The sequence below is a fragment of the Streptomyces sp. CNH287 genome (genome assembly GCF_000424825.1).
Genome location: NZ_AUKQ01000016.1, coordinates 18,409 through 31,265 on the forward strand (window position 1 = coordinate 18,409; position 12,857 = coordinate 31,265).

Consider the following 12,857-nt stretch of genomic DNA (forward strand, 5'->3'; position numbering starts at 1 on the left):
CCGGTCATCGCGAGGACCTTCAGGCCGCGCCCGGCCTTCGTGGCCTCGCGCAGCATCCGCTCCGCCGCGCGGAAGCGGGCCTTGGCCTCGGTGGCCTTCCTGACCTCCGGGCAGGTTCCTCGTACCGCTTCAGCGGATCGGGGAGCGGGGTGCGCGCGACGCGGATGTCCAGGGTGGGTTGGGCTTCCCGCCGACGGGCCGCCGGTCCTCACTGAGCTGCACGCCCCCGTCGTCCGTGCACCTCCAGGCGCCGGAGCCACCCTCGGCGCTCTCGCCGCCGCAGGCCGCGGCGCACGGGCACGCCGACCGCGACCCGGAAGGTGTCCGGACCGCGGTCGGTGTCGCGCTCAGAGGTGCCGGTTACTCGACGAGGTTGAGCAGCAGGTTCGGCGAACCCGCGCCCGGGCTGCCCACCACGTCGGGCGAGGCGCCCTCGGTGAGGGCCGCGGAGACCTGCTCCGGCGTGGCGTCCGGGTTGCCCGCCAGGTAGACGGCGGCGGCGCCCGCCACGTGGGGCGAGGCCATGGACGTACCGGAGATGGTGCTCGTGCCGTCGTCGCTGTCGTTCCAGCCCGCGGTGATGTTCACACCAGGGGCGAAGACGTCGAGCGACTCGCCGTAGTTGGAGAAGTCGGCCATGGCGTCCGTCTGGTCGGTGGCGCCGACCGTGATGGCCTCCTGGACGCGGGCGGGCGAGAACTCGCTCGCGTCGGCTCCCGAATTACCGGCCGCCACCGCGTAGGTGACACCGGAGGAGATCGAGTTGCGCACGGCCTCGTCGAGGGCCTCGTCCACGCCGCCGCCCAGCGACATGTTCGCGACCGAGGGGCTCTTGGCGTTCTCGGTCACCCAGTCGATGCCCGCGACGACCTGCTCGGTGGTGCCCGAGCCCTCGTCGTTGAGCACCCGCACGCCGACCACGTCGGCCTTCTTGGCGACGCCGTACTGCTCACCCGCGACGGTGGTGGCGACGTGGGTGCCGTGGCCGTTGCCGTCCTGGGCCTCGTCGTCACCGTCGATGGCGTCGTAGCCGTCGGTGGCCCGGCCGCCGAAGTCCGAGTGCGACTTGCGGACGCCGGTGTCGATGACGTACGCCGTCACGCCCTCCCCCGCGCTGTCGGGGTAGGTGTAGCTGTCGTCGAGCGGCAGCTCCGGCTGGTCGATCCGGTCGAGTCCCCAGCTGGGCGGGTTGGTCTGCTCGGCGGAGATCGTGTGCTTCTGGTTGGCGTACACCTTTTCGACCGCCGGGTCGGCGGCCAGCTCGCGCGCCTCCTGGGCGGACATGGAAGCGGAGTAGCCGTTCAGCGCGTGGGTGTAGGTCCTGCGCACCTCACCGCCGTGCTCGGCGATGACCGACTTGCCCTGAGCGGTGTCCGCCTTGAAGGTGGACTTCTTCAGGGTCACGATGTAGCTGCCCTTGACGGCGTTCTCGGACGAGGCGCCGACCACCGTCCCTTCCGGCGGCGACGCGTTCGCCGGGAAGGCGGCGACCGTGCCGATCGCGGCTGCGGCGACCGCGGCCGAGATGCCGACGGCGAGCTTCCTGCGCATAACTGCCATATCGAGAATTCCTTCTCCTGTGGGGGGTGCGCTGTGGGGGCGCATGACAAGCAGCCAATCGCATTGACGCGGCCCGGACAAGGGGCCCTCCAAGAGGTGCATTACGGAATTCGGGTGGCAATAGGGGGCGAGTCACCCACTCCCCGCCGACCGGTCTAGGCCACTGGGCCGGAACCCGCCCCACCAGCACCGGGCAGCCGGTCCCCGCGGCCGTCGCCGCCCGGGATGATCCACCCCTCACGCGCCGCGCGCAGGCCGAGCTGGAAGCGGGTGGTGGCGCCCAGACGGCTCATCAGGGCGCGCAGCCGCCGTTGGAAGGTGCGATGACTGATCCCCAGCTGACGTGCCATCACCTGGTCCGTCAGCCCCGTGGTGAGCAGCGCCAGCAGCCGCGCGTCGTCCCCGCCGGGGCCGTCCGGCGAGTGTCCCGCACCCTCGGCCAGGTAGTCGCTGAGCGGCAGCGCTCCGGCCCACAGGACCTCGAAGAACTCGCACAGCGCCTCCAGCAGCCCCGAGGGGTGGACCAGGACACCGCTGACCATCTCGTCCGGCGCGGCACGCAGCGGTATCAGGCCGAGCCGGTCGTCCGCGATCATCATCTTGGTCGGCGTGCCCGCCATCACCCGAGCCTCCTCGCCCAGTTCGACGCACGCCTCGATGTCGGTGTCCAGCCGGTGGTAGGCGGCCAGACCGTCCGTGTCGTAGATGACCCGGTAGCCGACACCGCGCCGCATCGTCTGGGCCTGGAGCGGCATCATCCCCGTCTTCGGGTCCTGGCGGTCGGGGCCGCTGTTGGCGTACGGCGGACGGTCGATGCCGCGGATCTGGCGGCGCGCGCTGCGCTGGAGCTGGTCGACCCCCTGGATGACCGCCGCCCGGCCGGTGATGATCTCCACCAGGTCCATGGCGTCCCGGGCCTCCCCGCCGGCCCGGAACCGCGCGGCCAGCAGCTGCACATGGCGGCGCGCCTGCCGCAACTGCGCCTCACGGGCGGTCAGCAGCGCATCGAAGGCGACCTCCGGGGACACCGGCAGGTAGCGGTCGGGGGCTCCGCGCCCGCCCGGGGTGCGCTCGACCAGACCCATCCGTTCCAGTGACGCCAGGCTGGCCCGCACGAGGGTGGCGGCCAGACCGAGGGAGTCGCGGAGCTGGGGAACGGTGAGGGCGCCGTCGACCAGCGCCTCGTACGTCTGCTGCTGCACGGGGTCGAGATCGAGAGCCTCCAGCATCCGAGCATCATCCGCGCGGTGGCCACTTGACGTCAATGTCGTAACCCCGCCACACGCCGCGGCTGGTGGCCGTGCTCACACCCGCCGCACCGCACATCGCGTCAGGAAGACGATTAGAGTGGGCCCGTGCCTCAACTACGTCTCGCCCTGAATCAGATCGACTCCACCGTCGGGGACCTCGCCGGCAACGCCGAGTCCGTCCTGCACTGGACGCGGCACTCCGTCGAGCAGGGGGCGCACCTCGTCGCCTTCCCCGAGATGATGCTCACCGGCTACCCGGTGGAGGACCTGGCGCTGCGCGCGTCCTTCGTGGAGGCCAGCCGCAGCGCGCTGCGCACGCTGGCGCGGCGGCTGGCGGCGGAGGGCCTCGGCACGGTGCCGGTGATCGTCGGCTACCTGGACCGTGCCGAGCACGCGCGGGAGCGCTACGGCCAGCCGGCCGGCGCTCCGCAGAACGCCGCGGCGGTGCTGCACCAGGGCGAGGTGGTGCTGACCTTCGCCAAGCACCACCTGCCCAACTACGGCGTCTTCGACGAGTTCCGCTACTTCGTGCCCGGCGACACGCTGCCGGTGGTCCGGGTGCACGGCGTCGACGTGGCCCTCGCCATCTGCGAGGACCTGTGGCAGGACGGCGGCCGGGTCCCCGCCACCCGTGCGGCGGGGGCGGGCCTGCTCGTCTCGGTCAACGCCTCCCCCTACGAGCGCGACAAGGACGACACCCGGCTCGAACTGGTGCGCAAGCGCGCCCAGGAGGCGGGCTGCACCACGGCGTACCTCGCGATGATCGGCGGCCAGGACGAACTGGTCTTCGACGGCGACTCGATCGTGGTCGACCGGGACGGCACGGTGATCGCACGGGCGCCGCAGTTCGAGGAGGGCTGCGTCGTGCTCGACCTGGACCTGCCCGCCGCCGGACCGGTGCCCTCCGGCACGGTGGACGACGGGCTGCGCATCGCGCACGTCACCCTCTCCGCCGAACCGCTGGCGGCGTACGAGCCGGAGGTCACCGGGAGCGAGGCGCCCCGGCTGGACGACGACGAGGAGGTCTACACCGCGCTGGTGGTGGGGCTGCGCGCCTATGCCGCCAAGAACGGCTTCCGCTCCGCACTGATCGCCCTCTCCGGCGGCATCGACTCTGCGCTGGTCGCCGCCCTGGCCTGCGACGCGCTGGGCGCGGAGAACGTACACGGCGTCTCGCTGCCCTCCCGCTACTCCTCGGAGCACTCGCGTGAGGACGCCGCCGAGCTGGCCCGGCGTACGGGGCTCCACTTCCGCACGGTGCCGATCGGCCCGATGTTCGACGCCTACATGGACGCCCTGGCCCTGACCGGGCTGGCCGAGGAGAACCTCCAGGCCCGGCTGCGCGGCACGCTCCTGATGGCGCTCTCCAACCAGGAGCGGCACATGGTGCTGGCACCGGGCAACAAGTCGGAGCTGGCCTGCGGCTACTCCACCCTCTACGGCGACTCGGTCGGCGCCTACGGGCCGATCAAGGACGTCTACAAGACGACCGTCTTCCGGCTGGCCCGCTGGCGGAACGCGGCCGCCGCCGAGCGCGGCCACACGCCCCCCATCCCGGAGAACTCGATCTCCAAGCCGCCCAGCGCCGAGCTGCGGCCCGGCCAGCTCGACTCCGACTCGCTGCCCGACTACGACGTGCTCGACCGGGTCCTCGAGCTGTACGTCGACCGGGACCGGGGCCGCGACGAGATCATCGCGCTCGGCTTCGACCCCGGCCTGGTCACCCGGGTGCTGGGGCTGACGGACACCGCCGAGTACAAGCGGCGCCAGTATCCGCCGGGCACCAAGATCTCGGCGAAGGGCTTCGGCAAGGACCGGCGGCTCCCGATCACCAACCGCTGGCGGGAGACGAGCTGACCCGCGCGGATGTGCGCGTTCTGTCACAGCCCGACGTGATCGGTGGGGAGGCGGGAACCCGGCGGCACGCGCCGTTCGTCCTGTTCTCCGTACGGCCTGGGATGATCTAGACGAGTGATTGCGAAGTGGCGTCGTCCGCCCCTTTGGGGCGGGTGGGGCGGTGTCAGGTGCGTGCGGTCGCATAGGCGGCCGGAAGCCACTTGTAGCGGACTGCCTGGGCTTTCGGCCAACGCAGCGAACGCGTGTGCCAGGGCGGCTCGCGGGGTGGACCGTGCCCGGCGCGGCACCGGCGGCGGAATCGGCGGCCGGCAGGCGCGGGCTCGGACCACGCGGACCGTCCCGCGCCTGCGGAGCGGCAACGGCACGTGAATGAGGACGGCGCGGATGGCACGGGTGTTCATGGCGGAGACCGGCGAGACCGGGCGGGCCGGTGACGGCGAGCGGTCCCGGGGCCGCGGCCCGGCCCGCTTGCTGCGGCGGGCGTTCGGCGGCTGGGGCGGCGCCGGGATGTGGCGGCGCGGCTGGGTGACGGCGGTCCTCGCCGCCCTGCTGGGGCTGGCCCTGATCCTGCACTCGAAGGTCCCCAACACCATCGGCAACCTCGGCTCGCTCTGGGAGACCTTCCTGCCCTGGGGCGGGGTGTTCATCCCGGTCCTGCTGGTGGTCGCGCTCATCCGCCGCTCGGTCAGCGCCCTGGCCGCGCTGCTGGTGCCCCTGATCGCCTGGCTCAACCTCTTCGGCGGCCTGCTGACCGACCGCGGCGGCGCCGACGGCGACTTCACCGTCGTCACCCACAACGTCAACGCCGGGAACCCGGACCCGGCGGGCACCGCCCGCCAGCTCAAGGGCTCGGGCGCGGACGTCATCGCGCTGGAGGAGATCGCGGGCCGCCAGATCGCGGTGTACCGCAAAGAGCTGGCGGACGCCTACCCGTACCACGACGTGCAGGGCACCGTCGGGGTCTGGAGCACCCACCCCCTGCGGGACTCCGAGCCGGTGGACATCGGCATGGGGTGGGAGCGGGCCCTGCGGACGACGGTGATGGCGCCGCAGGGCGAGGTCGCCGTCTACGTGGCGCACCTGCCGTCGGTGCGGGTGCAGTTCCGCGCCGGGTTCACGGCGGAGCGGCGGGACGTCAGCGCGCAGATGCTGGGCAAACGGATCGCGGACGACCGGATCGGCCGGGTGGTGCTCCTGGGCGACCTCAACGGCACGATGAACGACCGCGCGCTGGCGCCCATCACCTCCCAGCTGCGCTCGACACAGGGCGCGAGCGGCCAGGGCATGGGCTTCAGCTGGCCCGCCTCCTTCCCGATGGCACGGATCGACCAGATCATGGTGAAGGGGATGGAGCCCGCGTCGTCCTGGACCATGGACGCGACAGGCAGCGACCACCTGCCGGTGGCGGCCTCGGTGGACTTCCCGCGCTGAGAGCGGGCCGGGTGATCCGGGACCGACTGCGGTGTCACCCTGCGGCCAGGGATGACGCCGCAGCGTACCGCTCCCGTACCGCCCGGCCGATGCCCCTTCCCCCCACCGCGTCGGGCGTGCCAGCATGGACGGGAGATCCGGGGACGCCGTGCGGGCGCCTCGAGACGCCGACTTTCAGGAGCATGTGCCATGACGCCTGCCCAGAACCCTCAGCCGGACCAGACCCCCCAGCCCGACCGGAACGCCCAGCCCGACCGGAAGACCCCGCCCGGCGACCAGGGCTCCGTCAAGACGCTCTACGGAGGTGCCCGCAACCGCCGGGTCACCATCCGTGACCTCGCCGCCGCCAAGGAGCGCGGCGAGAAGTGGCCGATGCTCACGGCCTACGACGCGATGACCGCGTCCGTCTTCGACGAGTCCGGCATCCCCGTGCTGCTCGTCGGCGACTCGATGGGCAACTGCCACCTGGGCTACGAGACGACCGTGCCGGTCACGATGGACGAGGTCGCCATCCTCTCGGCCGCCGTCGTGCGGGGCACCAAGCGGTCCCTGGTCGTCGCCGACCTGCCGTTCGGCTCCTACCAGGAGGGTCCGGCGCAGGCGCTGCGGCACGCGACGCGGCTGGTCAAGGAGTCGGGGGTGGGCGCGGTCAAGCTGGAGGGCGGCGAGCGGTCGCTGGCTCAGACGGAGCTGCTGGCCTCGGCCGGGATACCGGTGATGTCGCACCTCGGGCTCACCCCGCAGTCCGTGAACACGATGGGCTACCGCGTGCAGGGGCGCGGCGAGAAGGACGCGCACGACCTGCTGCGGGACGCGAAGGCGGCACAGGAGGCGGGCGCGTTCGCCGTCGTGCTGGAGATGGTGCCCGCCGGGGTGGGCGCCGAGGTGACCCGCTCGCTCCAGATCCCCACCGTCGGCATCGGCGCCGGACCGGACTGCGACGCGCAGGTGCTGGTCTGGACGGACATGGCCGGGCTGACGCCGGGCAGGCTGCCCCGGTTCACCAAGCAGTACGCACAGCTGCGGGAGACCCTGGGCGGGGCGGCGAAGGCGTTCGCCGACGACGTGACCGGCGGCGCGTTCCCCAGCGAGGAGCACAGCTTCGCCTGAGCCCGCGCCGCCTCGGGCGGCCTCCGACGCCTTCCCGACAGCCCGGCTACGCCCCCGTGTAGGCGGGCTGTCGGCCGTTTGTCGGTGGCGCCTGGCATCTTTGTTCCCATGACGCGACAGAACACCACCGGCCACGGCACGAACGCCGTCGAAGTCCGCGGCCTGGTGAAGCATTTCGGGGACACCAAAGCAGTGGACGGCATCGACCTGGACGTGCGCGAGGGCACGGTCATGGGTGTGCTCGGGCCGAACGGCGCGGGTAAGACGACCCTCGTCCGCATCCTCTCCACCCTGCTCACGCCGGATCGCGGCCACGCGACGGTGGCGGGTTACGACGTGGTGCGCCAGCCCCGTCAGCTGCGCCGGACGATCGGCCTGACCGGGCAGTACGCCTCGGTCGACGAGAAGCTCGCGGGCTTCGAGAACCTCTACATGATCGGGCGGCTGCTCGACCTGTCCCGGCTGGACGCCCGCAAGCGCGCGGACGAGATGCTGGAGCGCTTCTCGCTGACCGACGCGGCGAAGAAGCCGGTCATGCAGTACTCGGGCGGCATGCGGCGGCGCCTGGACCTGGCCGCCTCCCTGATCGGCCACCCCAAGGTGCTCTACCTGGACGAGCCGACCACCGGCCTGGACCCGCGCACCCGCAACGAGGTGTGGGAAGAGGTCAAGCGCATCGTCGCCGAGGGCAACACCGTGCTGCTCACCACCCAGTACATGGAGGAGGCGGAGCAGCTGGCGACCGAGCTGACTGTGGTCGACCAGGGCAAGGTCATCGCCGAGGGCCGGGTGCCCGAGCTGAAGGCCAAGGTCGGCGGCCGGACGCTGGAGATCCGCCCGGCCGAGCCCGGCGAGCTGAACCGCATGGTCGGCGCCCTGGCCCAGGCGGGCCTGGACGGCGTCTCCGGCGCGACGGCCGACGAGGAGCACGGCGTCGTGACCGTCCCGATCATCAGCGATGAGCAGCTGACCGCCGTGGTGGGCCTGCTGGGTGAGCGCGGTTTCGCGATCTCCGACATCGCCACCCACCTGCCCAGCCTGGATGAGGTGTTCCTGGCCATCACCGGCCAGAAGGCCACCCACCAGGACGAGGAGACCGAACTCAAGGAGGTAGCGGCGTGACCACCGCCACCGTTTCATCGAAGGAGCCCGCCAAGGAGCCCGCGAAGGGGCCCTCGCCGGACGCTTCGCCGCAGTCGTCCGCGCAGGTCACGGACGAGGGCCGCATCGGTCTCCGCGCCAACCTGCGCCACATCGGCGCGCTGGTGCGCCGCAACGCGCTCCAGATCAAGCAGGACCCCGAGTCGATGATGGACGCATTGCTGATGCCCATCATCTTCACGCTGCTGTTCGTGTACGTCTTCGGCGGCGCCATCGCCGGCGGCGCCGGCGGCGGCAACCGCGACCAGTACACGAACTACCTGCTGCCCGGCATGATGGCCATGATGGGGATGAACATCGCGATGGCGGTGGGCACCGGCATCAACGAGGACTTCCGCAAGGGCGTGATGGACCGCTTCCGGTCCATGCCGATAGCCAGGTCCTCGGTGCTGGTCGCCAAGGTCATCGTGGAGATCGGCCGGATGCTGATCGCCATCGTGGTGCTCCTGACGGTCGGCTTCCTGGTCGGTCTGGACATCGAAGGCCGCTGGGTCGAGATGCTCGCCGCGATCGGGCTGACCGCGGTGTTCGGCGCCTCGCTGGTGTGGATCTTCATGCTGCTCGGCCTCACCATGCGCACCGCTCAGGCCGTGCAGGGTGTGTCGTTCCTGATCCTGATGCCGCTCCAGTTCGGCTCGTCCGTCTTCGTGGACATCGGCACCATGCCGGGGTGGCTGGGGTCGTTCGCCAACGTCAACCCGCTGTCCCATGTGGCGGACGCCTCGCGGGGCCTGATGCTGGGCGAGGGCGCGGTGGCCGGCCCGGCGATGTGGACGGTCATCTGGGCCGTGGGCCTGACCGCGGTGGTCGCGCCGATCGCGATCAACAAGTTCCGCAAGAAGACCTGACGGGGGCGGCCGGCTCCGGCCGGCCACCACGGCAGGTCCTCGCACCTCCCGAGCCCCGGTGACTCAGCGCCCCCTCGTCCGGGGAGCCGGGCAGCCCCTCATCCGGGTGCCCGGGGCACCGGGAATCACCGCAGTACGCAGTACCGCAGTACGCAGCCCCACTGCTCGCACTGCCCCGCGCCGCGTCAGCGCATCAGGGTGGCGGCCTCTTCGACGGAGAGGCCGCCGCCCTCGCGGTGCCACCGGGCGTACTCCTCGTCCCCCAGGTCCTCGCGCGCCATCTCCTCGGCCCGCCTGCGGCAGTAACGGTTGGCCCGCGTGCCTGGGCTGGTCACCAGGTCCTGCGCGTCGAACGCGCCGAGCAGCCGCGCCGCGACGGCGCCGCTGCCCAGCGCGGCCAGTGCCTCGGCCCCGCTCACCAGCTGCCAGACGGTGAGCTGGGGGGCGATGGTCTGGCTGAGCGGGTCCGAGAGGGTCACCGCGACCGCCTCGCGCAGCTTGGGCAGCGCCTCCTGCGGCCTGCCCGCGCGGATGTCCAGCCAGCCCTCGATCCCCAGAAGCATGCCCTGGAAGAGCGGCGGCGCCACGCCGCGCAGGCGGTCGCACAGCACCGCCAGCTGTTCCCTGGCCTCGTCGACCCGGCCCGCCTGGCCCATCTGCTGCACCAGTGCGACCCGTGCGAAGTGCGCCGCGTCACCGCCCGCGCGCTCCCCGGTCTCGATCGCGTCGTAGAGCATCCGCTCGGCGTCCTCGCCCCGCTCGCCGATGGGGTCCTCCGACTCCAGCAGCACCCCCGCCAGCCGGGCCCGCAGCATCGGCACCTGGGCATGGGCGCCCGCCTCCTCCGCGATGCCCGCCGCCCGCCGGTAGTCCCGGGCGGCGCCGGGCAGGTCGCCGTGCTTCTCCCGCGTCTCGCCGCGGCCCGCGAGCGCCTCGGCGATGCCCCACTGGTCGCCGATCCTGGTGAAGATCTCCAGGCTCTCGTCGGCGTCGCGCGTGGCGCGCGCCAGCACCTCGGGGCGCTCGTTGAGCACCCTGCTGCGCAGTTGCAGCACCGCGGCCACCGACCAGTCGTCGCCCAGCTCGCGGCTGCCTCGCTCGGCGGCTTCCAGGATCTCGTCGAGCCGCTCGGAGTCGCCCAGCAGGATCATCGCGAAGAACCAGAACAGCCCCGGCGGACGGCACACCTGCGGCTGCCCGGGCCGGTAGGTCTGCGCCAGGACCCCCAGCTGCTCCCGCATCACCGGCGAGTTGATCACCGTGATGTCCGGCTGGGTGCTGATGAAGTGGATGATCCACACGCTGCGCCGGGCCTCTTCCAGCTGTTCCGGCGACATCGGCGGCGGCCGGTCCGTACACCGCTCCCGCAGCGAGGGGGCGGTCGTGGCCGGGGGCGCGAAGGGGCTGGGCCCCAGGTCCAGCGCGGCCTGCGACCAGCCGCTGGCGTCCGCCCGGTGTCCGCGCAACTCCCAGAACCAGGACAGCGACAGGACCAGGCAGAAGGCCTCATGCTCGTCCGCGGCGGCCAGCGCCCGGCGCAGCGCGGTGCGCAGGTTGTCGTGGTCCCGCTCCAGCCGGTCCAGGTGCTCGCGCTGGCCGGCGCCGCGCAGCAGCGGATCGGTGGTGCGGGCGAGTTCGCGGTAGGTGACCAGGTGCCGCCGTTCGGTGGCGGGCCGGTCCCCGGCCTCGTCCAGCCGCTCGGCGGCGTACTCGCCGACCGTCTCCAGCAGCCGGTAGCGCATGCCGCCCTCCCCGGCGGGGGCGGCGATGACCAGCGACTTGTCGACCAGCGCGCCGAGCAGCGCGGCCACGTCGCGCGGGTCGACGGGGACGGGCCCGGACAGGTCCGCGCAGACCTCCTCCGCCTGGCCGAGTCCGCAGCCGCCGGAGAAGACGGCCAGCCTGCGCAGCACCGCGCGCTCGTCGTCGGCCAGCAGGTCCCAGGACCAGTCCACGACGGCGCGCAGCGCCTGCTGCCGGGGCAGTACGGTACGGCTGCCGCCGGTCAGCAGCCGGAAGCGGTCGTCCAGCCGGGCGGCCAGCTGGCGCGGGGTGAGCGAGCGCAGCCGGGCGGCGGCCAGTTCGATGGCGAGCGGCAGCCCGTCCAGCCGGCGGCAGATCTCCGCGCACGCCTCCGGGTCCTCCTCGATGCGGAACCCGGCACGGGCGGAGGCCCCCCGGTCGGCGAGCAGCCGCAGCGCCACCGGGTCGGGCAGCGGCTCCACCGGCCGCACCCGCTCCCCCGGCACGCCCAGCGGCTCGCGGCTGGTGGCCAGGACGGTGACCTGCGGGCACTCCACCAGCAGGGTTTCCACCAGCGCGGCCGCCGCGTCCACGACGTGCTCGCAGTTGTCCAGCACCAGCAGCATCCGCCGGGCGGCGCAGCGTTCGGCGAGCTGGGCGAGGGGGTCCAGCGCGAGCGGGTCGGCGGCGGCCCGCAGGCCCTCGGCGGCCGTACCCCGGATGACCGTCTCCCGGCCGCCGAGGGCGGTCAGTACGGCCTCCGCAATGTCCTCCGGGTCGCGTACGGGGGCCAGTTCGGCGAGCCAGACCCCGTGGGGCCACTCGCTGACGGCGGATTCGGCGGCCTCCTGGGACAGCCGGGTCTTCCCGGCGCCGCCGGGGCCGAGCAGGGTGACCAGCCGGGCGTCCGACAGGTCGCCGCGGATAGCTGCGAGGTCCGCCTCCCGGCCGACGAAGGAGGTGAGCCGGGCGCGCAGGTTGCCGGGACGTGCGGCGCGGGCGGCGCCCCGGCCGGAGGGGGCGCCGGGCGCGGAGGCGGCCGGCGCGGCGGCGGACGCCGTACGGGCGGGGCCGCCGGGCGGGGCAGGGGCGGTGTCCCGGGCGGCAGCGGTGTCCGGGGCGGCGCGGAGCAACTCGGCGTGCAGGGACCGCAGCTGGGGCCCGGGATCGGCGCCCAGCCGGTCGGCCAGGGTGACCCGCACCTCCTCGTACGCGGCCAGGGCCTCCGCCTGGCGGCCGGTGTCCCGCAGCGCTCTCAGGTACAGCGCCCGCAGTGGCTCGTCCAGGGGGTGCGCGGCGGTCAGCTCGCGCAGCGCGGGCAGCGCCGTCTCGGCGCGGCCGAGCGCGCACTCGGCCGCCAGCCGGTTGCGCCGCGCGGCCAGCCGCCGGGCCCGCGTCCGTACGGCCGCCGCGCCGCCGTCGGGCAGGTCGGCCAGGGCGGGGCCGCGCCACAGGGCCAGCGCGTCGTCCAGCCGTTCGGCCGCCTTGCCGGGGTCGCCGTCCTCCAGGGCGCGGGCGCCCTCGTCCGCGAGCCGCTCGAAGCGGAAGAGGTCGATGTCGTCCCGTTCGGCCACCAGCTGGTAGCCGCCCGTGCCGGAGACGACGGCCTCCCGGCCCAGCGCCCGCCGCAGGCGGCCCACCAGGGCTTGGAGGGCGGCGAGTTCGTCCGTCGGCGGCTCCTCCCCGGCCGCCCAGACCTCCCGGACCAGGGCCTCCGTGTGGACCGGGCGCCCGCCTGCCACCACCAGCGCCGTCAGCAGCGCGCGAAGCCGCGCTCCGCCGAGCGGCACCGAAGTGCCGTCCGCGCGGAGCGCCTGCGTGGTCCCCAGAACGCGATAGCGGTAGCGCACCTGCCCATACTGCCAGGCCACGCAGGCCGGAGCGGTGGGCGGCCGGG

The 12,857-nt window shown here is 73.2% G+C and carries 8 protein-coding genes; 5 read left to right on the plus strand and 3 right to left on the minus strand.

Annotated elements, in window-relative coordinates:
• Positions 1 to 360: 360 nt before the first annotated feature.
• Both H299_RS0117215 and H299_RS34675 read right to left on the minus strand, forming a co-directional pair.
• Positions 361 to 1,560: a S8 family peptidase gene (locus H299_RS0117215; RefSeq protein WP_027749409.1), complete on the minus strand. Its 1,200-nt coding sequence runs from the start codon at positions 1,558 to 1,560 to the stop codon at positions 361 to 363.
• A gap of 155 nt (positions 1,561 to 1,715) precedes the next feature.
• Positions 1,716 to 2,789, minus strand: coding sequence for a helix-turn-helix domain-containing protein (locus H299_RS34675; protein ID WP_051262564.1), 1,074 nt, complete (start codon positions 2,787 to 2,789; stop codon positions 1,716 to 1,718).
• Between the two features lie 126 nt (positions 2,790 to 2,915).
• Here H299_RS34675 and H299_RS0117225 point away from each other — a divergent pair, with 126 nt between their 5' ends.
• From H299_RS0117225 to H299_RS0117245, 5 genes are all read left to right on the plus strand, one after another.
• Positions 2,916 to 4,667, plus strand: coding sequence for an NAD+ synthase (locus tag H299_RS0117225; protein ID WP_027749410.1), 1,752 nt, complete (start codon positions 2,916 to 2,918; stop codon positions 4,665 to 4,667).
• Positions 4,668 to 5,174: 507 nt separating this feature from the next.
• A complete protein-coding gene (locus tag H299_RS0117230) occupies positions 5,175 to 6,098 on the plus strand; it encodes an endonuclease/exonuclease/phosphatase family protein (RefSeq protein WP_486587324.1) in 924 nt (307 codons plus the stop codon).
• 189 nt (positions 6,099 to 6,287) lie between these two features.
• Positions 6,288 to 7,208: a 3-methyl-2-oxobutanoate hydroxymethyltransferase gene (panB, locus tag H299_RS34680; protein WP_051262565.1), complete on the plus strand. Its 921-nt coding sequence runs from the start codon at positions 6,288 to 6,290 to the stop codon at positions 7,206 to 7,208.
• A 108-nt stretch (positions 7,209 to 7,316) separates the two neighbouring features.
• A complete protein-coding gene (locus H299_RS0117240) occupies positions 7,317 to 8,330 on the plus strand; it encodes an ATP-binding cassette domain-containing protein (protein ID WP_027749412.1) in 1,014 nt (337 codons plus the stop codon).
• Positions 8,327 to 9,217, plus strand: coding sequence for an ABC transporter permease (locus tag H299_RS0117245; protein WP_027749413.1), 891 nt, complete (start codon positions 8,327 to 8,329; stop codon positions 9,215 to 9,217). Before H299_RS0117240 ends, H299_RS0117245 begins: the two co-directional genes overlap by 4 nt.
• Positions 9,218 to 9,402: 185 nt before the next feature.
• On the opposite strand, the gene H299_RS0117250 is transcribed toward H299_RS0117245, so the two are convergent.
• On the minus strand, positions 9,403 to 12,810 hold the full coding sequence (locus H299_RS0117250) for a BTAD domain-containing putative transcriptional regulator (protein WP_051262590.1): 3,408 nt from the start codon (positions 12,808 to 12,810) through the stop codon (positions 9,403 to 9,405).
• Positions 12,811 to 12,857: the final 47 nt, after the last annotated feature.

Excerpts from the sequence above, each read along its gene's own strand:
- H299_RS0117230 (WP_486587324.1), top strand. The coding sequence starts at position 5,175 with ATGTGGCGGCGCGGCTGGGTGACGGCGGTCCTCGCCGCCCTGCTGGGG.
- H299_RS0117215 (WP_027749409.1), bottom strand. The coding sequence starts at position 1,560 with ATGGCAGTTATGCGCAGGAAGCTCGCCGTCGGCATCTCGGCCGCGGTC.
- H299_RS34675 (WP_051262564.1), bottom strand. The coding sequence starts at position 2,789 with ATGCTGGAGGCTCTCGATCTCGACCCCGTGCAGCAGCAGACGTACGAG.
- H299_RS0117240 (WP_027749412.1), top strand. The coding sequence starts at position 7,317 with ATGACGCGACAGAACACCACCGGCCACGGCACGAACGCCGTCGAAGTC.
- panB (WP_051262565.1), top strand. The coding sequence starts at position 6,288 with ATGACGCCTGCCCAGAACCCTCAGCCGGACCAGACCCCCCAGCCCGAC.